Below are 18,872 nucleotides of genomic sequence, written 5' to 3' on the forward strand. Positions count from 1 at the left end.
TATTTGAGATGGCACGTATTACCGTTGAAGACTGTTTGAAGCATGTCGATAACCGCTTTAATTTGGTGTTATTAGCGACGAAACGAGCGCGGCAATTGTCGCATCGTGTGGAACCGCTATTGCCGTGGGCGAATGATAAACCGACGGTGATGGCACTGCGGGAAATTGCAGCGGGTTACATTTCTGATGCGATGGTAACGGCAGCGCAGCGTGAAATTGATGAAACCGCCGCAGCATTACAACAAGCCATCGCAGCGGGATTTGTCAATCGCGCAAACGATGATGCAACCAGTTAAGCTGTTGATTTGCTAAACTTTTAGAATAGGTTTTATCACCGATGTCAGCGGTTACAGGGTCTACTACCGATACCACTTCGACGCTGATATCAGAGAGCGTGTCCGGTCTCACTGCGCCAGCGTTGGCGCAACGTTATCTCATCAGCGATTTCTGTAGTTATCTCGATACTTATTTGCCATCAGAGCAGGTGCGCGAGTGTTATCGCGCTTATCTATTTGGTGCAGAAGCGCATCTCGGTCAAAAGCGTAAATCGGGTGAACCGTATATTTATCATCCGCTTGCAGTTGCGCGTATCTTGGCAGAAATGCGCATGGATTATCGCTGTTTAATTGCCGCTTTTTTGCATGATGTATTAGAAGACACGGCGATTGCAAAAGAGCAAATGGCAGCACTATTCGGAGAAGATGTTGCGGAATTAGTTGATGGCGTGAGCAAGCTCAATCGCATTGATTTTCAATCCCGCGCTGAGGCGCAGGCAGCGAGTTTGCGCAAAATGCTGCTGGCAATGACGCGGGATATTCGCGTCATTCTCATCAAACTCGCCGACCGTTTGCACAACATGCGCACGTTGGATGCGATGAGTCCCGAAGCCTGTCGGCGCATTTCCCGCGAGACGCTGGATATTTTTGCGCCGATTGCCAATCGGTTAGGCATTAATTGGGTGCGGGTGGAGCTGGAAGAGCTGGGTTTTGCGCATTATTGGCCGTGGCGGCAACGGGTATTGCGTCATGCGCTGCACAAGGCAGTTGGAGTACGCAGCGAGATGATTGGCACGGTGGAAACCGCGCTGAAACGGGCGTTGCAACAGGAAGATATTGCTGGGCGCGTGGAAGGACGACGTAAACATCTCTACGGCATTTACAACAAAATGCGCAATAAAACCTGCCATTTTGCCGATGTTGTCGATGTGTTTGGATTTCGCGTGACGGTGGATCGAGTCGATACCTGTTATCGGGTGCTGGGACTGGTGCATAACCTCTACAAGCCCGTTCCCGGACGCTTTAAGGATTACATCGCCATTCCCAAAGCGAACGGTTATCAGGCGCTGCACACCGTGCTCGTCGGCCCGCAAGGTATTCAGATTGAAATTCAAATCCGCACCGAAGACATGCAGCGCATCGCTGAATCCGGTATTGCTGCGCATTGGCTGTATAAAACTGGCGGTCAGGCAGCGACTAATCCCACCGCACTGGCAGCAGATTGGCTGCAAAATCTGCTGGAGATGCAGCGCGAAGCGGGCAATTCGGTCGAATTTCTGGAACATGTCAAAGTCGATTTATTTCCGGGCGAGGTTTACGTCTTTACGCCGAAAGGAAAGATTCTCAGTTTGAAACGCGGCGCAACCGTGGTTGATTTTGCGTATGCCATTCATTCTGACGTAGGCAATCGCTGCGTTCATGCGCTTATTGATCGACGCATGGTCAATCTCAATACCGTATTACGCAATGGACAGACTATAGAAATCATTACTGCGCCGGGGACGCGCCCTAATCCCGGCTGGCTCAATTTCGTGGTGACCGCAAAAGCACGAATGAACATTCGCGGTTATCTTAAAAACATTCGCCAGCGTGAAGCGCAGACTTTTGGGCAGCGTCTATTGAATGCAGAACTCACTGCATTTAAGACTGACATTGAACATCTTAATCCACTCCGCATTGCAACTTACTTAGAAGAAACGCAATTAACGAGTATTAATGATCTATTCAATGAAATCGGTTTAGGTAATCGGTTGGCGGCGTTGGTGGTACGGCGACTACTGACAATTGAAGGCGAAGAAGTTGTCCATTCGGCACAAAACCATCATCCGCATCAATTAGCGATTCAAGGTACTGAGGGCATGGTGGTTAATTTTGCCCGCTGCTGTCGTCCCATTCCCGGCGATGACATTACCGCGTTGTTCAACCCCGGACGTGGAATCGTGGTGCACCGTGCCGAGTGCCGTAATCTCAACGGGCGTGATAATAAGCAAGGAAAACAGTTGGATGTGCGCTGGTCGGAGGACGCGCAGGGCGAATATCCGACGGAAATCCGCGTTGAAATCGGCAATCGGCGCGGGGCGCTGGCGGTGGTTGCTGGTGCGATTGCAGAGCAGGGGTCGAACATTGAAAACGTGGTTTCCCGCGAAAAAGACGGAATGACCACTGATCTTGAGTTTCAGTTATTGGTGAAAAGTCGTCAGCATCTGGCGCGTATCATGCGTCGCCTGCGCCAAATTCCACTCATTACCCGCATCGTCCGCATCACACGATCCTAGCCCTAAAAAGTCAAAATCACAAAAAGCAACTTCTTTTTGCGGATGAACTGACTTCGATCAATAAAAATGCGTTTCGTGTCTCGCACTGCAATAGTGCAATTTGCGCTAAATAAATCAAATCAGCCGTTTAAGGTTTTTCTGCATCCTAACGGTTGCGGCGCAGGTCACGATCAAGTCTTTGAAATTTTCTGCTCTCAGTTTGCTTTTACACGGGAAATTTAGCGCCGCCGTTTGCGTCTATCCACACTATCTAGTTAGAGCTAAACTCTTAAACCCCAATATGTAGTGGTTGAGGTCGATTTTGCGCATATTGCCCGCTATCTGAAATCGACCTGACTGACCGCAAAAATCCGCCCACTCACCACGATCAAAATGCTTTATAGGACTCACGATGGGAACCCAAACTCACTTTTCGGCGTTACCTGCGCGTGTTCTCAAACGCGATGGAGCCGAAGTGCCCTTTGACGCTGCTCGAATTGAGTCCGCTATTCTCCGCGCTGGTCAGGTCACTGGTGAATTTGGCGCAGTGGAAGCAACCGCACTGACCGCTCAAGTCATTAAAGTACTTATTCATCGTTTTATTGATGAGCGACTGCCTGATGTAGAAAACATTCAAGATGTTGTTGAGCAAACATTAATTAGCGCCAATTACTTTAATACTGCACGTGCTTATATTGTGTATCGGGAACAGCGCCATAAACTTCGCGTCGATCAACGCACTCTCGTTGATGTCAGCAGCTCTATTGATGAATATCTTGATCGTTCTGATTGGCGTGTTGCTGCGAATGCAAATCAAGGTTATTCACTTGGCGGTTTAATTCTCAATACTTCCGGCAAAATGATTGCCAATTATTGGCTCAATCATGTGTATCCACCTGAAATTGGTGAAGCGCATCGTGAAGGTGATTTTCATATCCACGATTTGGATATGCTGGCGGGCTATTGTTTCACCGGCGATACTCGCATTGCCTTGCTTGATGGCACAACGCCAACGCTCAAAGAACTTGCTTTAACTAAAGTAAATGAATCTTTTTGGGTTTACAGCCGAGATAATCAAGGAAATGTTGTTCCCGGCAAGGCGCATAGTCCGCGCTTGACGCGTAAAAATGTTGATGTAGTCGCTGTTATGATTTCGGGTGGGCATACTATTAAATGCACTCCTGATCACGAGTTTATGTTGCGCGATGGCACTTATAAAAAAGCCAGTGCTTTGCGTCAGGATGATTCACTCTCTCCGCTTTATGTTAGCCAGATTGGTTCTGGTTATTTACGACTGTCAGATGCAAAACTAAAGTTACGCGAGTACGTTCATCGCATTATTGCATCCAGTTATTACGGCGATTTAACTGGAAAATCTATTCATCATATCAATGGCAATAAAACAGATAATCGTCCTGAAAATTTGCGTGTAATGGATGACGCTGATCATCGGCGTATGGAACTGTGCGCAACAACAAGCGGTCAGGTTTGGCGTGAGGCGCAAACCGCTCGACTCAATGAATACAACCGCAGCGATAGTAAAAGAGAAACGATTTCTCAGTTTGCTAAAACCCGCGAAAGAGATTCTGACGGACGTTTTTATAATCATACCGTCCGCTGCGCTCCGCAATTCGTTGGGCAAGAAGATGTGTATTGTTTGACTGTTGATGACTACGAAAACTTTGCTTTAGCGGATGGGGTGTTCGTTCATAATTGCGCAGGTTGGTCATTACGCACGTTATTAAATGAAGGTCTCAATGGAGTACCCGGCAAAGTCGAAGCCGGACCACCAAAACACATGTCTTCAGCGATTGGACAAATCGTTAATTTTCTCGGCACATTGCAAAATGAATGGGCTGGGGCGCAGGCATTTTCCAGTTTTGATACGTATATGGCGCCTTTTGTACGTGTTGATGGATTGGATTATTTACAGGTTAAACAGGCAATTCAGGAATTAATTTATAATTTGAATGTTCCCTCGCGCTGGGGGTGTCAATGCGTTGATGAAGAGACTGAATGTTTAACTGAAAATGGTTGGAAACGCTATGACCAGATCATAGCAGGTGAGCGTATTGCAACCTTTAATTGGCATAACAATTGTTTGGAATATCTCGAACCACTTGCATTAAATGCTTATGATTTCGATGGTGAGATGTATGTGCTACGCAATCGCACACAAGAGCAATGGATTACGCCGGGTCACAAGTATTGCGCAAAGTTTTTAATTCGGAAAATCGTTGGATTTTAGAAGACATTGAAACTGTCGCGCAATTAAAATCGCCAGTCATTATTCCGAATGCTTGGGAAACTGCGGCGACACATGAGATTGACGATAATCTTGTGATGCTCATCGCTTGGATTGTTGCTGAGGGCGACTTTGATTTTAGCGCAGGTCGGCGTCGCGTTAGTCTTTATCAATCAACGGGAAATAAAGAAAATACTGCCGAAATTGAATGGTTGTTACAGGCACTTAATTTAAGTTGGCATGAATACGAGCACACCGGAACCTATGCGAATTACCCAGTCTGCCGTTACCGCTTAAATAAAGATGCCAGCGATTTTATTCTTGGTTATCTGGAACGCAAATGCGTTCCTGCAATCATTCGTACTTTGTCTGCACGGCAGATTCGGTTGTTCTTAGATACTTATATCAAGGGCGATGGTCATATCGAAGAAAATGGTCGTGTTCGTATTTATACCAACGATCAAGAAAATCTCGATGTATTACAAGAATTATGCGTTCTTGCAGGTTATGGCAGTACAGTGTATACGCGCAAAGACTCCGGCGTACATGTGCTTAATATCATTCGCAACCATGAAACTTATATTCAGTTAATTGAGCGGCGTTCTTATCAAGGAAAAGTATGGTGTCCAACAACGCGCAATGGCACTTTTGTAGCGCGGCGGCACGGTAAAACCTTTATTACAGGCAATACCCCCTTTACTAATTTAACGTTTGATTGGGTGTGCCCCGAAGATTTGCGCGAGCAGATACCAACAATTGCTGGCGTAGAGCAGCCATTTACTTATGGCGATCTTCAAACCGAAATGGATTTAATCAATCGCGCCTATATTGAAGTGATGACCGAAGGCGATGCAAAAGGTCGTATTTTTACCTTTCCTATTCCGACTTATAACATCACTACAGATTTTCCTTGGGATAGTGATAATGCGTCACATCTCTTTGAAATGACTGCAAAATATGGATTGCCGTATTTCCAAAATTTTATTAACTCCGAACTGTCACCGAATATGGTGCGTTCGATGTGCTGCCGGTTGCAATTAGATTTGCGTGAACTTCTTAAACGCGGTAACGGCTTATTCGGTTCGGCAGAACAAACTGGATCGCTTGGCGTGGTGACAATTAACTGCGCTCGATTGGGTTATACGCATCGTGGCGATGAAAAGGGATTGATAGCACGGCTGGATGAATTATTAAATCTCGCTCGCAATAGCCTAGAAATTAAGCGGAAGATTATTCAGCGTCACATGGATTCTGGACTATTTCCGTATACCAAACGCTATCTCGGAACGCTGCGCAATCATTTCTCGACGATTGGTGTGAATGGCGTCAACGAAATGATTCGCAATTTCACGCAGGATGCAGAAGACATTACGACACGCGAGGTCATCAATTGGCATGTCGGCTGCTCGATCATGTGCGGATGCGGATGATTGAATTTCAGGAAACAACCGGTCGCATGTACAACCTTGAGGCGACGCCAGCGGAGGGCACGACCTATCGTTTTGCGCGTGAGGATCAAAAGCGTTTTCCGGCGATACTGCAAGCCGGAACCAAAGAAACTCCTTATTATACAAATAGTTCTCAGTTACCAGTGGGCTACACGGATGATCCGTTTGAGGCGCTCGCCATGCAGGAAGTGTTACAGAGTAAGTACACCGGCGGCACGGTGCTGCATCTTTATATGAGCGAGCAATTGTCTTCGGCGGATGCGTGCAAACGACTGGTGCGGCGGTCATTGGAGAATTTTCGTTTGCCTTACGTCACGTGACGCCCGTATTTTCGATTTGTCCGAAACACGGCTATCTCGCTGGTGAACATCCTTTTTGCCCGATTTGCGATCAAGAACTGCTCGCTCGCAAACAGGCAGAACACAATCGCGTTGTCACGCGGTTTGACCATACGATGCCAAGCAGCATCGAATCACATTCAACATCTCATGGAGATAAAAAATGAATAAAATCAACATGGAAATTAAAAACGAAGAGCGTACTGCCTGCGAAGTTTGGACGCGAGTCATGGGCTATCACCGTCCGGTTTCCGCATTTAACAACGGTAAACGCGCTGAACATGCCGAGCGTTGCTACTTTTCTGAGCAACCACAACGCGCTCGGCAAAACATTGAACAGTTAGCCGCTTGACGCGACTGCGTTTCATCGGATCGCGCTACATCATGTCATGCACGCCACCACCGCTCACGCACTGCTGGGTTTAACCACACCAATGACCGCCGCCGCATTGCTGCGGATCGGCGGGTTGACGCGACTACTTCAATTGATTATCCGGGCGAACTTGCTGCCGTGATTTTTTGTCAGGGCTGCGCGTGGCGTTGTCGTTATTGTCATAACCAAGATTTGCTCGATCCTGATGCCGAGTCGATGATTTCGTGGACGGAAATCATGGATTTTTTGAGTCAGCGCGGGGAGTTGCTGGATGCCGTCGTGTTCAGCGGTGGTGAGCCAACCACCCAACAAGCACTCGCTGCCGCCATGTCTGAAGTGCGCAGCCTCGGTTTCAAAATTGGATTGCATACGAACGGCGCTTATCCCGAACGGCTGCAACGCTTGTTGCCGCTGCTCGATTGGGTTGGTTTAGACATCAAAGCATTCCCGACCGATTATCCAGACATTACCGCTGTCACCGATTCAGGTCGCGCTGCATGGCAAAGCCTGTCGGTATTGCTCAACAGCAATGTGGCGTTAGAAGTGCGCACGACGCTGATGCCTCACTGGACACCAGAGCAGATTGCGACGCTGGCACACCATCTTGCAGACCTCGGCGTCATCAACTACAGCCTGCAAGCCTGCGATACCACCCACGCCTTTGATCCGCATTTACCCCGCAGTGCACATTCCTTAACCACGCTCACCGCGCAGATTGAAACCACGCGCTTTATCCGTTTTACAACCAGAGGCGTTTAATTTTCCATTTGCGTTAAACGCACCGGCTCTTGCGGAGCTGGCAGCGGCGATGGCGGTTTTTTATTCACTTCTTGCAATTGTTCTTCATCCGCTGCGTCATCCGTTCCATCGTCTTCTGCTGGCATGATTACTGGTGCTGGTGGCGCAACCAACGGCAACATTTTGGCATCTGGAAATGCGATGCGAGCACTCAAAACGGGCGCAGCAAATAATTCTTTAACCCGCTGATCGCGCTGATACATGTCAGGTCTAAAACTCACTTTTCCCGGCGCATTGGCATAGGCAGTGAGGTAATACAGCAACACCGGCAAACCCTGCTGTAAATTGACGTAGCGTGTTTTGCTGCCGTCGAGTACTTGATCGATTCGCGCCCGATCCCAGTCCGATTCGTGCAGCAAAATCTCGGCGAGCTTCACTGGATTTTCTACCCGCACACAGCCATGACTGAGCGCCCGACTGGATCGCGCAAACAGGCTCTTATTCGGTGTGTCGTGCAAATAAACCGAATGCCGATTCGGAAACATGAACTTCACGCGCCCCAGCGCATTTTTAGGTCCCGGCGGCTGAATCACACTATAACGGCGGTAATTACTCACATTACCGCCGTTGGATTTCCGGCCGGTTTGGCGATCAACCACCATGTAATTTGCAGACACCTGCCCCATCGTTTTCTGAATCGAAATCGGCACGGTCCACGTTGGATTGAGCACCAGATGATTCATGGTGTCGCGGAACATCGGCGTTTGCGAATCGGTTTGACCAACAATGACACGAGTACTCCACGCAATCGCACCATCGCGCACCACGTGCGCTTGATAATTAGCGACATCGACAAACACGTAATCAGACGCTAAATCATTGAATAGCCAGCGCATTCGTTCCAAATTGATGCGAATGCGGTCAGCTTTTTCAACATCCACTGGCTGATTAAGCGTGGCGATGGTGGTCGGACCAATCACACCATCGGGAAATAAACCAAACCGCCGCTGAAACGCCACCACTTCAGCGTAAAGCTGCGCATCAAACAGATCGGCATCCGGCAACGTAAACGCAGTGGATTTGTGACCGTTGAGAATGCGTAACCGCTCGCGCAACAAAGGAATACGCGGGTCACGGCTGCCTTTAACCAGATTCGCGCCAGAAGCCAGCGGCGGTAAATCAGCGATGTCTGCCTGCGGAATAAACTGGGTTAGCGCCTCTTTCAGTGCGTTGTACCAAAATGGATGCTGCTGGCGCGTTGCCAGAAAACCTTGCATATCAACAGCATCGACTGCACCAAGCATATCTTTGAGCAACAGGCTTGCTGGCACTGGATCGCGGTCGTTGTATTGGGGATCGACCTCTAGCGGATCGAGTTTGCCGAAGCGGGTGTGGTGGACATAACGCAACAGCGCGTCGCTGAGTTTCAGATCAGCGGCGATGCGTGCTGGCTCCGCTAGACTGTTCAGCGCATCAGGCGCACTCAAAGCGCGTAATGTGGCGACATGAAAATCCTCCGGAGCGAAGCCTTCCGTCTGACTTTCGTGTGTCAAGTGCAGCAATTCTGCAACTCGCGCTGGCGTTGTCCACACCAAAGCATTGCCTCGACGGGCATAGAATTCTGCCAACAGCCGTCCCGATAACAGCGGCACTCCATCGAATGCGACCGTTTTAGTTTCGCGCAGTGATTCTAAGGTGCTATTCAATAATGTTGATGAATGCCCCAATTGAGGCAACAGCGCCAACCAAAATAAGGTAAGACTTCGATAGAAATACAACTTCATTATTCGGCCTCATTAAAAGTCAAGTCATTAAAAAATAATCGTTGCTCTATTTTTCTTACCAGAATGCGGTGCAGGATCACACTGCAACAAACCGCCATTTGTGTCAGCAGTAGCAGTAAAATAACGCTTTCATCAACAGAATGAGGTCGCAAAGTGGATGTATTAGAGCGAATTCGAGCGCAGGTTACAGGCAATCCGGTTGTGATTTATATGAAGGGCACTCCGCAATTTCCCCAGTGCGGATTTTCGTCGCGGGCTGCGGCAGCGCTTCAGGATACCGGCGTACCTTTTTCCTATATCAACGTCCTACAAGACCCTGATATTTTTGAAAATTTACCGCGTTTTGCCGATTGGCCAACGTTTCCGCAGATTTACATCAGTGGCGAACTGGTGGGCGGCTGTGACATCGTGTTGGAATTACACGCCAGCGGTGAACTCAAGTCGATGATGGAAAAAGCGGTCGCCAACGCAGCAGCGTAAAAAATAGGCGGCATTCTCGCTGATGAGATGCCGCCCATTGGCGTAACGCATTGTGGTTACTAAAGTTCAATCCGCATCTGCCGATGATACTGCGTCGTTTTGCTGTTTCCAAAAATGTACCGGATCAAGCGTGTGCCAGCGGTTAACGATGGTACAAAACAGTCGCGCCGTTTGTTCTGCGTCATATAGCGCCGAATGCGCTTCGCTGTGTTGCCAATACAAACCGGCCGCCATAGCAGTTTGCGCCAGCACCGTTTGCCCAAACATCAAGCCGCCGAGCGTGACGGTATCAAACACGCTAAAGGCATGAAAAGGATTATGTTTAAAGCCGGTGCGTTCCACCGCTGCCTTCACAAAACCAAGATCAAAATGCGCATTGTGTCCCACCAAAATGGCGCGGTTGCAACCGGTCGATTTCACCGCTTTACGAATTGGCGTCAGAATGCGCTGAAGCGCGTCTTGCTCGGAAATCGCATCTCGCAGCGGATGATCCGGGTCGATGCGATTAAATGCCAACGCTCGCGGGTCGATTTCCGAACCGACAAAGGGCAGCACATGGCAAGCCAACGGCGCGGCTGGTTCTAAATGCCCATCTGGTGTCATGCGAATGACTACTGCCGCAATTTCAAGCAGCGCGTGACGTTGTGCGTCAAAGCCTGCAGTTTCGACATCAACGACAACCGGCAAAAAGCCGCGGAAGCGTTGTGCAATACCTTCTGGAATCTGTGGTTCACGTTTCATGTGGACAGGATACGGAGCGAGCGATGGAAATACCAAACATTGTGCGCCGTCTATTGGCAACGCCGATCAGGAATCACTGCTTTTCACAACTGACAGTTTAATGTTGCGTTGCCGCAGGCGTCGGTTTATCTGGTTTTTTATCTTCAAAATCAATATCTTTCCAAACATCATCCTTGTTTTCTGTCAGCGGTGGATTGCCGTCATGCACCAGACTGAGGCGACGTTGGAGATAAGCATCACGGAGGAAACTGTAGGTGTCGATCGCGGCGTCATCCATGATGTCACCTGCGGCGAGATAGTCCGCACGACGGTCAGTTGTTTGCAACGCCAGCAAACTAACATGCGCTGTCGTGTCATCAATGCGCGTAAGCGGGTCAGTCATAATGTCGCCAGCCCAGCCAAAGGTGTCGCGCATACTGCTGGGACCTAACAGCGGCAACATCACATAAGCGCCCGATTCTATTCCCCAATAACCGAGCGTCTGTCCAAAATCTTCTTTATAACTGGGCAAACCGACATTGGTCGCAACATCAAGAAACCCAGCACACCAACGGTAGAATTAATGAGGACACGCCCAACATCGCTGCCAGCGCGGGACATTTTGAATTGCAATAATTATTCACTGCTGAAGTACATCCGCAAAATTATAAAAAAGTTACTAATGCTGCGATCAACCGGTTCAGGCGTAATCGCCGATAACCTTTCGCCAGCGGCTTTAGAAAAGCCCTGTCAAAATCGGAATTAAACGAAATACGGCCGATTAAATGGCTCTAAGGGATCACGTGGGTCTTTCGTCTGCACCGCAGTGCTGGCGCAACCGCCTATCAGTAATGCCGCACTCAACACACCCAATCCGCTTAGACGGAATACATCCATTTCGATCCCCGTTGTCTTTACATGTTCAAATCCTACCACAGGGTCTTCTGCTCCTACTTTGCAAAAAACCGTCCTCGCGCCAGCATTCTTGCTTTTACTAAAACGACAACCACCTTGCCCACAACATCCGATCTTACAAGCAGATATGGATGCCACCAGATCAATTCCATGCGGCGGAGCGGGTGCGTGACATCATGTTAAAACTCAGTGATATTTTAATTGCTAATCAGAACTTGAGTCTTTTGAGGAACTTTTTCCGCTGATTCAGGACGTGGCGCGATCTGGCGAGCGGTTTTTCCGCATGGACGTCAAACCGCCTTATCCAGACACGCCGGACAACTGGGAAGATCAATTGGAGGCAGCCTTCAGTGGACGCATTCGCTAACGTCAGTGAGCACCGCCTGATGAATCAATTTGAACAGTTGGCAACCCGTTTTGTCGATCAAGCTGCTAATTCAGTGGGTAATTCTGGATTAGCGACTGCGGCACTTGAAGCACATTTGCAGACGTTGACTGAGCAGATGGCGCATCTCAAACGAATCGCTGCGCCAGCAGAGCGCCGTGCTGATTTGCAATTACAAATTGCGCGACGTTGGTTAATTTGGAGCGCGGCGCAGAAGCCTGGCCACTCGGTCGCGCTGCGTTTGATACTTTTATCGACGGCGATCAATTCGAGTTGGCGGCGGATGTGTGTGATGTGCTGTTTCAGGCAGAACAACCGCAGTCGCTGGCAGCACTCGGTCAGGGCATTTGGCTGGCAGTAACCTGTCCGATTGACCCAGAATTGACGATTGAATTGCTCAGTCACGTGATCGACGATACGCCCGACGATGCGGATGGAGCGGCGTCGCGGCAACTACTGCGCTGTTTATTGCGGATGTGCGAGCGCAGGGACGGCAGCGCGAGGATTTGATGTTTTTTGCGACGCAGTTGCTGGGCAATGTCGCTCGCCGTCACAGCGGAGTTGACAGTCAAGCGCAACTCGATGCGTGGATGGAGCGGTTGGAATTAAAAGAACCGGAGAAGTTTTTAATCCGCCTGCGCAACGTCGTTGATGTATTGGTGCAGGATGACTGGTGGTTTGAGCGGGAGGCGCTGCAAGAGCGGCTACCTTTCTAAAGTGGCAGTTTTCCCAATCGGCGAGATAACGCATGTTTTGGCACGAAGATAAAAATCCCGACGAGGTGCAGATTCCTGATGACATCGTTGATCTGCTATTTACCATTGATTGCAAAAGCATTCCGTCGATCACGCGCATCTGTTATCAACCGCATTGCAAGCTGCGCTGCCGTGGTTAGCGACGGAATCGCAGATCGGTCTGCATACGATTCACGTTGCTGGCTCGCAAAACGGCTGGCAGCGTCCGGCGCATGGCGCGAAACCGAGCTGCTGCTGTCGCGCCGCACCAAGCTGATTATTCGCGCTCCCAAATGGCGGGTTGCCGATTTGTTGCAGCAATTGCCCGGCGTGACGCTTGATCTCGCTGGTCATGCGTTGACGATTGGCGCAGGCAAAATCAGGCTGTTAACCAAAGATGCGACGTTGTTTTCTCGTTATGTCGTGACGCAACACGGCGGATAACGCTGATGAGCAGGAATTTCTCGCTACTGCTGCGCAGTTTGGCAGCGATGGGAATTCACATTCGCAAGGCGCTGTGCGGTAAAGCGACCGCATTGGCAACGCCAAGGTTTATTGCACACGCGCAGTTTGTGCTGGCGGCGCTCACGGCTGAGGAATCAATTCAACTGCAACAGCATGGTCTCGGCACATCGGCTGCTGGGCTGCGGCATTTTCATCCGCACAAGGGCATCGACTCCGTGAAAAATGGCTGACCACACTGCGATAAAACCATAGAATTAACGCGCTTTAATTCCGCCCAACCGGGCTGTAACGGATAATAACGACGAGGAAATAAAACAGATGGCTATTGAAGTGAACGGTAAAACCATTGCTACTACTGCGGCTGGGTATTTGGAAAACTACGCCGATTGGGATGAAGATGTCGCGCAGGCATTGGCAGCAATTGAGAGCATCGAACTGACTGAAAAACATTGGGATGTCATCAAGTATCTGCGCAGCGAATACATTGATAATGGTCAGAATCAGCCAATGGAACGGGCAGTGCTTAAAGACATGGGCAAGCTGTGGGGCACGAAACCAACCAGCAAAGATTTGTATACGCTATTCCCGCTGGCACCGACCAAACAGGGCACGAAAATCGCCGGTTTACCTGCCGTGATGCGCAAAGGCGGTTATTAACCGCTGGCGCGATTGAATGAAAAAAGCCAGCGTAATGCTGGCTTTTTTGTTGGTAATTGATTCAGTCTTATTCGCTACGATAAACATCACTATACTTTTGAATCAAGCGTCTGCGCAATTATCCGCAATGCCGATTCCAATGGATCGGCATCATCAAATAACCATTCACAATTCAATTCAGCGCGTAACCAAGTGAGCTGGCGTTTTGCCAATTGGCGCGATGCAAAAATACCGCGTTGCAGCAATTCATTGCGGTCGTAATCACCACGCAGATATTCAAGCACTTGTCGATAACCCACGCAGCGCATCGCTGGCAATTCCGCAGTTAAATCGCCCCGCGCCAGCAATTGCTGCACTTCATCAATTAACCCCTGCTCCAACATGGCAGCAAACCGTTGTTCAATCCGCGCATGTAATTCGCGCGATCTCGCGGAGCGCGGGCAAATTTCAATAGACGATACGGCAGCGGTTCGGCAGCCGCAGCAAATCAATTCGCTCATCGGACGCCCGTCAGCGCCTGAACTTCTAATGCCCGTTGAATACGTTGCGGATCATTGGGATGAATGTGCGCGGCAGTGACGGGATCAAGCGTAGTTAAACGGGCATGAAGTGCCGCCCAGCCATTGACCGCTGCTTCTTCAGCCAACGTTTGGCGCAATTCAGGATCGGCGCTCGGCAACACCGCCAAACCTTGCTGCAAGGCGCGGAAATACAGCATTGTACCGCCCACCAACAACGGAATTCGTCCCGCTGCCGTGATGTTCGCCATCTCCGCCAGCGCATCGTGACGAAACCGCGCAGTCGAATACGCATCAATTGGCTCAACAATATCAATTAAGCGATGTGGCGCAGTCGCTAATTGCTCAAGATTTGGTTTCGCAGTGCCAATATCCATGCCACGATAGACCATTGCTGAATCGACGCTAATGATGTCGCACGGCAACCGGCGCACCAATTCCAGCGCCAGCGCAGTTTTTCCAGCAGCAGTTGGTCCCATCAATACAATTGCCCACGGCTTTGGAGCACTATTCATGTCCGCACTTACCGATTTAATTCACGAATTAACGATTGCCACCGGGCAAATGAAACAAGCAGCACTTACTGATGATTGGATCATGGTCGAAAGAATTCAAAAACGCCGAGGACGATTACTTGATCAAATCGCTGGCAATTCAACCGTATTGAATGCGCAGAAATAGCGGAATTACGCGCCGTGCATGAGCAAGAAGCAGCAATTGCGGCTCGCGCTGGAGCGCATCATCAAGCATTGCGTGAGGCGCTCGCTGCCGATCCGCAACATCCCAAAAAGCCCGGCCGAATGCGCAAAGCCTATGGCGACCAATGAGCCAATACGCCGGCTCCAGCATCAAGTAAACGGCAATTTCCGTCCGCAGACGGAAACTGCCGCGCCATAAAATTTGCAGTGGATGCTGGTGTAAAAACTCCGCCTAAATCAGTGCTAACGCTTTTTCGGCGGCAACAAATCGGTGATGAGCCGTGCGCCATTTCTGCTGCTAAACCAATGGTTTCGCACAGCGTCGGATGCGGATGAATGGTCAAACCGAGGTCTTCCATATCCGCGCCCATTTCGAGCGCCAGCACCGCTTCACCAATCAATTCGCCCGCATTCGGGCCGGCAATGCCCGCGCCTAAAATGCGTTTGGTTTCAGGATCAAACAGCAATTTGGTCATGCCTTCGTCGCGGTGAATGCCGAGCGCCCGCCCTGGCTGCCCACGGAAACACGCCCTTTTCATAGGGAATGCCGTCGGCCTTCGCCTTGGTTTCGGTCAAACCCATCCACGCTACTTCGGGATCGGTGTAGGCGACCGACGGAATCGTCAGCGGATCAAACAGCGCGGGCAATCCAGCGATCACTTCGGCAGCTACTTTCGCCTCGTGGGTCGCTTTATGCGCCAGCATCGGCCGCCGACGACATCGCCAATGGCGAAAATGTTGGGAATGTTGGTGCGCTGGTGTTGATCGACCTTGATGAAACCGTGTTGATCGACGTTGACGCCTGCTGCTTCGCGTTAATCAGCTTGCCATTTGGCAGCCGCCCGACCGCCACCAGCACCTTGTCGTACAGCTCTTCGCCGGGATGTTTGCCTTCAAACACAGCGGTAATGCCCGCTTCACTCGTCGTCAAACTGGCGACCTTGGTTTCCAAGCGGATCGTCTCGTAGCGTTTCTTGATGATCTTCTCGACGCAGCGCACCAGATCGGGATCGCAGCCGGGCATCAATTGATCTTTGAATTCCACCACGTCAATCCGCGTTCCCAAGGCGCTATAAACGCTCGCCATTTCCAAGCCGATGATGCCGCCGCCGACAATCAACATTCGCGCTGGACATCCGCCAGCGCCAGCGCGTCGGTGGAATCCATCACTCGCGGATCGTCGTGCGGAAAGCTGGGGATTTTGATCGACGCCGAACCGCAGGCAATGATTGCGTGGTCAAACTGAATGCGGACGTGCCCTTCGGTGTTCGTATCAACGCCGATGCGATTGGGTGATTCAAACTGTCCAACACCATGAATAACCTTCACTTTACGCTGCTTCGCCATCGCCGCCAGCCCGCCGGTAAGTTTGGCGACAACTTCCTCTTTACCTTTGCGCATCTGGTCGAGATCAACTTCCGGCGCAGCGTAAGTCACGCCCATCACGTTGAGCGTTTTCACTTCTTCCATGATCAGCGCGGTATGCAGCAACGCTTTTGACGGAATGCAGCCGACGTTGAGACAGACGCCGCCGAGCGTTTCGTACCGCTCAATCAGCGTGACCTGTTTACCGAGATCGGCAGCGCGAAACGCAGCGGTATAACCACCGGGACCGCCGCCGAGCACCACTACTTCTGTAATGAAATCGGCAGGTTCTTGATCGGCTTTGATTTTATCGGCGCTGGCGCTGCGAGCACGCATCCGCGCTGCCGAGGCGCTGTCGACTTCCAACGTCAAAATCACGTCATCCTGCGCCACTTTGTCGCCGACTTTGACGCGCACGCTTTTGACCACGCCCAAACTCGGCGCAGGAATATCCAGCGTGGTTTTGTCGCTCTCCAGCGTGATGAGAGGTTCCTCTTCAATGACGGCAGTGCCGGGCGCGACCAACACGGCAATCACTTCTAAATCTTTGAAGTCGCCGATATTCGGCACGGTAATTTCAATCGTTTCGTTCATGGGGGAAAAATCTCGATGCGCCGAAAATGGCGCGAATGAAGCATTGAGTGTGATGGATGGAATGCTAAACGATTCGTTGGAGCAGTGGCGACGTAAAGCACAACGACGACCGCGAGTGCCGTCGTGATGTTTTAATCAAATGAGTGGACTAAACGCGGAAATGACCCACTAAATCTTGAAGTTCAGTGGCGAGACGAGCGAGTTGTTCAGAGGCATCTGTGGTTTGTCGTGCGCCGTGCGCGTTGTCCTCAGCAGCATCAGAAATACTGGTGACATTGCGATTCATTTCTTCAGCGACTGCGCTTTGCTCCTCGGCAGCACTGGCCACTTGGGTATTAACATCGTTGATGGTAGTCACGGCAATAGTGATGTCATTCAATGAATGTTCTGCTTCAATCGCGCTGACGCGACTCGATTCCGCATACTGCCGACTGTCTTCCATCACCGTGACGGCGCGACGGCTGGCATTTTGTAAACGCTCAATCATCGCGTGAATTTCCTGCGTGGAGCTTTGGGTGCGATTGGCCAGCGACCGTACTTCATCGGCAACCACCGCAAATCCACGTCCAGCTTCACCAGCGCGAGCGGCTTCAATCGCCGCATTGAGCGCCAGCAAATTGGTTTGTTCGGCGATGCTGCGAATCACATCCAGCACCTTGCCAATTTCCTGACTGTCTTTACCTAAATCACGAATCACTTCAGCGGCTTTTTGTACTTCCAACACCAGTTGTTCAATCCGCGTCATGGTTCCAGAAACGACCTGTTTACCAGATTGCGCAGCGCGTTGCGCAGCACTGGTGGCATCCGCACCTTGCTGGGCGTTATGCGCGACTTCTTGCGCAGTGGCGCTCATTTCGTGCATGGCAGAAGCGAGTTGATCGACTTCATTGCGCTGACGACTCACGCCAGCATTGGTGCGCTCAGTGATCTTGGCTAAATCACCCGCTGCCTGCGCGAGTTGGAAGTAGAAGCGAGAATGCGCTGAATCAGATCACGGAAATTGTCCATCATCGAATTGAAGGCGATGGAAGCGCGACCGATTTCATCATTGCCGGTAATTGGCAATCGGTGGGTTAAATCGCCGTCACCATGCGCAATGCCTTCCAAACCCAGCGTCATCTGTTGCAGCGGACGCGTCACGAAACGCGAGGTAAAGAAATATAAAAACAACAACACCGGCAAACTCAACGCTGCGGCAAAAATGAAGATTTTTAGCGCGAACGCCTGCACATCGGCGTTCACTTGATCCAGATTGATTTCCATGCTTACGAGACCGAGTACGCCATCGACCGGCGCGAGCGCGTGGCAGGAAGTGCAATCTTTGCCGAGGTAATTTTTACGGGCAAAAGCTGGCGCGACTGCGCGTAACACATTGCCGTTTTCGGTTAATGCCAAATAGGGCTGACCGGTTTCGAGTACGGCGCGTTCAATATCATCACGGGGTTTTTCGCTGTCTTTGCCGGAACCGAATTGCTTAATCACATTTTCGCCGCGCACGACCCGCAAATCCTTGACGTTTTGTAATTCGATAATCTGGTCAAGAAACGCGGCACGTTGCGAAATCGTGCCGGTGATCATCATGGTGGTGAGTCCGGCAAGGGTCATTTCGTGCAGGGTATTGGTGAAGGCTTCAGCCTGATCGATGGCGGTTTGTCGTTGTTCCTGTGCCGCCCAAAAAATCAAACCCGTCCATGCTGGCAGCAAAATCAGCCACATTGCCCCAATCAAGCGCACCCAGATTGGCAGGTCATTAATCCGTCGCATCGCCGTTCTCGTGTATGGTCGCCATTAAAAATGTACCGATTATTGTGACAATCTGACTATATCGCTATTAAAAGCCAATGAATATCTCAAAGGTTTGTATGTGCTATCTCTTGTAAAGTCA

17 protein-coding genes and 9 pseudogenes are annotated in these 18,872 nt (G+C 50.4%); 19 read left to right on the forward strand and 7 right to left on the reverse strand.

The window, feature by feature from the left end; all coding sequences use genetic code 11:
* Window positions 1-8 precede the first annotated feature (8 nt).
* The 8 genes and pseudogenes from rpoZ (at window position 9) to CXB77_RS16160 (ending at window position 7,693) form a co-directional block, all read left to right on the forward strand.
* Entirely contained in the window at window positions 9-296 is a 288-nt protein-coding gene (rpoZ, locus tag CXB77_RS16110) for a DNA-directed RNA polymerase subunit omega (protein ID WP_105074644.1), read from the forward strand.
* A gap of 41 nt (window positions 297-337) precedes the next feature.
* On the forward strand, window positions 338-2,551 hold the full coding sequence (locus CXB77_RS16115) for a RelA/SpoT family protein (RefSeq protein WP_105074645.1): 2,214 nt from the start codon (window positions 338-340) through the stop codon (window positions 2,549-2,551).
* A gap of 391 nt (window positions 2,552-2,942) precedes the next feature.
* On the forward strand, window positions 2,943-4,778 hold the full coding sequence (gene nrdD, locus CXB77_RS22430) for an anaerobic ribonucleoside-triphosphate reductase (protein WP_242445784.1): 1,836 nt from the start codon (window positions 2,943-2,945) through the stop codon (window positions 4,776-4,778).
* A 95-nt stretch (window positions 4,779-4,873) separates the two neighbouring features.
* Window positions 4,874-5,284 (forward strand): annotated as a pseudogene (locus CXB77_RS24795) (LAGLIDADG family homing endonuclease); the annotation flags it as partial.
* A gap of 180 nt (window positions 5,285-5,464) precedes the next feature.
* Window positions 5,465-6,728: pseudogene (locus tag CXB77_RS22435) on the forward strand (ribonucleoside triphosphate reductase); the annotation flags it as partial.
* Entirely contained in the window at window positions 6,725-6,913 is a 189-nt protein-coding gene (gene nrdD, locus CXB77_RS16155) for an anaerobic ribonucleoside-triphosphate reductase (RefSeq protein WP_105074648.1), read from the forward strand. The pseudogene CXB77_RS22435 and the gene nrdD (CXB77_RS16155), both read left to right, overlap by 4 nt.
* A gap of 37 nt (window positions 6,914-6,950) precedes the next feature.
* Complete coding sequence (locus CXB77_RS24095) at window positions 6,951-7,076, forward strand: hypothetical protein (protein WP_347338162.1); 126 nt, start codon at window positions 6,951-6,953, stop codon at window positions 7,074-7,076.
* Window positions 7,073-7,693 carry an anaerobic ribonucleoside-triphosphate reductase activating protein gene (locus CXB77_RS16160; RefSeq protein WP_347338163.1) on the forward strand — a complete coding sequence of 207 codons (621 nt, stop codon included), beginning with the start codon at window positions 7,073-7,075 and terminating at the stop codon, window positions 7,691-7,693. The genes CXB77_RS24095 and CXB77_RS16160 overlap by 4 nt, the downstream gene beginning before the upstream one ends.
* On the opposite strand, the gene CXB77_RS16165 is transcribed toward CXB77_RS16160, so the two are convergent.
* The gene (locus CXB77_RS16165) at window positions 7,690-9,456 is read right to left on the reverse strand and encodes a L,D-transpeptidase family protein (RefSeq protein ID WP_105074649.1); all 1,767 of its coding nucleotides are present in this window, start codon (window positions 9,454-9,456) and stop codon (window positions 7,690-7,692) included. The genes CXB77_RS16160 and CXB77_RS16165 overlap by 4 nt on opposite strands.
* Before the next feature lie 153 nt (window positions 9,457-9,609).
* Here CXB77_RS16165 and grxD point away from each other — a divergent pair, with 153 nt between their 5' ends.
* The gene (gene grxD / locus CXB77_RS16170) at window positions 9,610-9,936 is read left to right on the forward strand and encodes a Grx4 family monothiol glutaredoxin (RefSeq protein WP_105072338.1); all 327 of its coding nucleotides are present in this window, start codon (window positions 9,610-9,612) and stop codon (window positions 9,934-9,936) included.
* A gap of 66 nt (window positions 9,937-10,002) precedes the next feature.
* Here grxD and rnt read toward each other — a convergent pair whose 3' ends face one another.
* Complete coding sequence (rnt, locus tag CXB77_RS16175; protein WP_105072337.1) at window positions 10,003-10,677, reverse strand: ribonuclease T; 675 nt, start codon at window positions 10,675-10,677, stop codon at window positions 10,003-10,005.
* A gap of 97 nt (window positions 10,678-10,774) precedes the next feature.
* A pseudogene (locus CXB77_RS24100) lies at window positions 10,775-11,277 on the reverse strand (MlaA family lipoprotein).
* 470 nt (window positions 11,278-11,747) lie between these two features.
* On the opposite strand from CXB77_RS24100, the pseudogene CXB77_RS16185 reads away from it, so the two are divergent.
* The 7 genes and pseudogenes from CXB77_RS16185 to CXB77_RS16200 all read left to right on the forward strand — a co-directional run bounded on the left by CXB77_RS16185 (window position 11,748) and on the right by CXB77_RS16200 (window position 13,812).
* Window positions 11,748-11,938 (forward strand): annotated as a pseudogene (locus tag CXB77_RS16185) (sulfur relay protein DsrC).
* 19 nt (window positions 11,939-11,957) lie between these two features.
* Window positions 11,958-12,672: pseudogene (locus CXB77_RS16190) on the forward strand (hypothetical protein).
* Window positions 12,673-12,704: 32 nt separating this feature from the next.
* Window positions 12,705-12,851, forward strand: coding sequence for a hypothetical protein (locus CXB77_RS22445; protein WP_242445785.1), 147 nt, complete (start codon window positions 12,705-12,707; stop codon window positions 12,849-12,851).
* A complete protein-coding gene (locus CXB77_RS23315) occupies window positions 12,827-12,967 on the forward strand; it encodes a hypothetical protein (RefSeq protein ID WP_277949434.1) in 141 nt (46 codons plus the stop codon). Before CXB77_RS22445 ends, CXB77_RS23315 begins: the two co-directional genes overlap by 25 nt.
* A 2-nt stretch (window positions 12,968-12,969) precedes the next feature.
* The gene (locus CXB77_RS23320; RefSeq protein WP_277949435.1) at window positions 12,970-13,134 is read left to right on the forward strand and encodes a type I-MYXAN CRISPR-associated protein Cas6/Cmx6; all 165 of its coding nucleotides are present in this window, start codon (window positions 12,970-12,972) and stop codon (window positions 13,132-13,134) included.
* A 5-nt stretch (window positions 13,135-13,139) separates the two neighbouring features.
* Complete coding sequence (locus tag CXB77_RS23325) at window positions 13,140-13,385, forward strand: type I-MYXAN CRISPR-associated protein Cas6/Cmx6 (RefSeq protein WP_277949421.1); 246 nt, start codon at window positions 13,140-13,142, stop codon at window positions 13,383-13,385.
* Between the two features lie 88 nt (window positions 13,386-13,473).
* Complete coding sequence (locus CXB77_RS16200; protein WP_105072335.1) at window positions 13,474-13,812, forward strand: TusE/DsrC/DsvC family sulfur relay protein; 339 nt, start codon at window positions 13,474-13,476, stop codon at window positions 13,810-13,812.
* Window positions 13,813-13,901: 89 nt separating this feature from the next.
* Here CXB77_RS16200 and miaA read toward each other — a convergent pair.
* A pseudogene (gene miaA, locus CXB77_RS16205) lies at window positions 13,902-14,845 on the reverse strand (tRNA (adenosine(37)-N6)-dimethylallyltransferase MiaA).
* Between miaA and CXB77_RS19940 the strand changes: the two are divergent.
* Complete coding sequence (locus tag CXB77_RS19940; RefSeq protein WP_172452713.1) at window positions 14,844-15,011, forward strand: hypothetical protein; 168 nt, start codon at window positions 14,844-14,846, stop codon at window positions 15,009-15,011. The pseudogene miaA and the gene CXB77_RS19940 sit on opposite strands and share 2 nt — an antisense overlap.
* Before the next feature lie 14 nt (window positions 15,012-15,025).
* A complete protein-coding gene (locus CXB77_RS23330) occupies window positions 15,026-15,157 on the forward strand; it encodes a hypothetical protein (protein ID WP_277949422.1) in 132 nt (43 codons plus the stop codon).
* On the opposite strand, the pseudogene CXB77_RS24800 reads toward CXB77_RS23330, so the two are convergent.
* Window positions 15,142-15,733, reverse strand: a pseudogene (locus tag CXB77_RS24800) (hypothetical protein). The gene CXB77_RS23330 and the pseudogene CXB77_RS24800 overlap by 16 nt on opposite strands.
* Window positions 15,697-16,987 (reverse strand): annotated as a pseudogene (locus CXB77_RS16210) (FAD-dependent oxidoreductase). The pseudogenes CXB77_RS24800 and CXB77_RS16210 overlap by 37 nt, the downstream one beginning before the upstream one ends.
* On the opposite strand from CXB77_RS16210, the gene CXB77_RS23335 reads away from it, so the two are divergent.
* Window positions 16,986-17,114: a hypothetical protein gene (locus tag CXB77_RS23335; protein ID WP_277949317.1), complete on the forward strand. Its 129-nt coding sequence runs from the start codon at window positions 16,986-16,988 to the stop codon at window positions 17,112-17,114. The pseudogene CXB77_RS16210 and the gene CXB77_RS23335 overlap by 2 nt on opposite strands.
* Window positions 17,115-17,135: 21 nt before the next feature.
* On the opposite strand, the pseudogene CXB77_RS23340 reads toward CXB77_RS23335, so the two are convergent.
* Window positions 17,136-18,751, reverse strand: a pseudogene (locus tag CXB77_RS23340) (methyl-accepting chemotaxis protein).
* Window positions 18,752-18,872: the final 121 nt, after the last annotated feature.

The organism is Chromatium okenii, assembly GCF_002958735.1.
Classification (GTDB): domain Bacteria; phylum Pseudomonadota; class Gammaproteobacteria; order Chromatiales; family Chromatiaceae; genus Chromatium; species Chromatium okenii_A.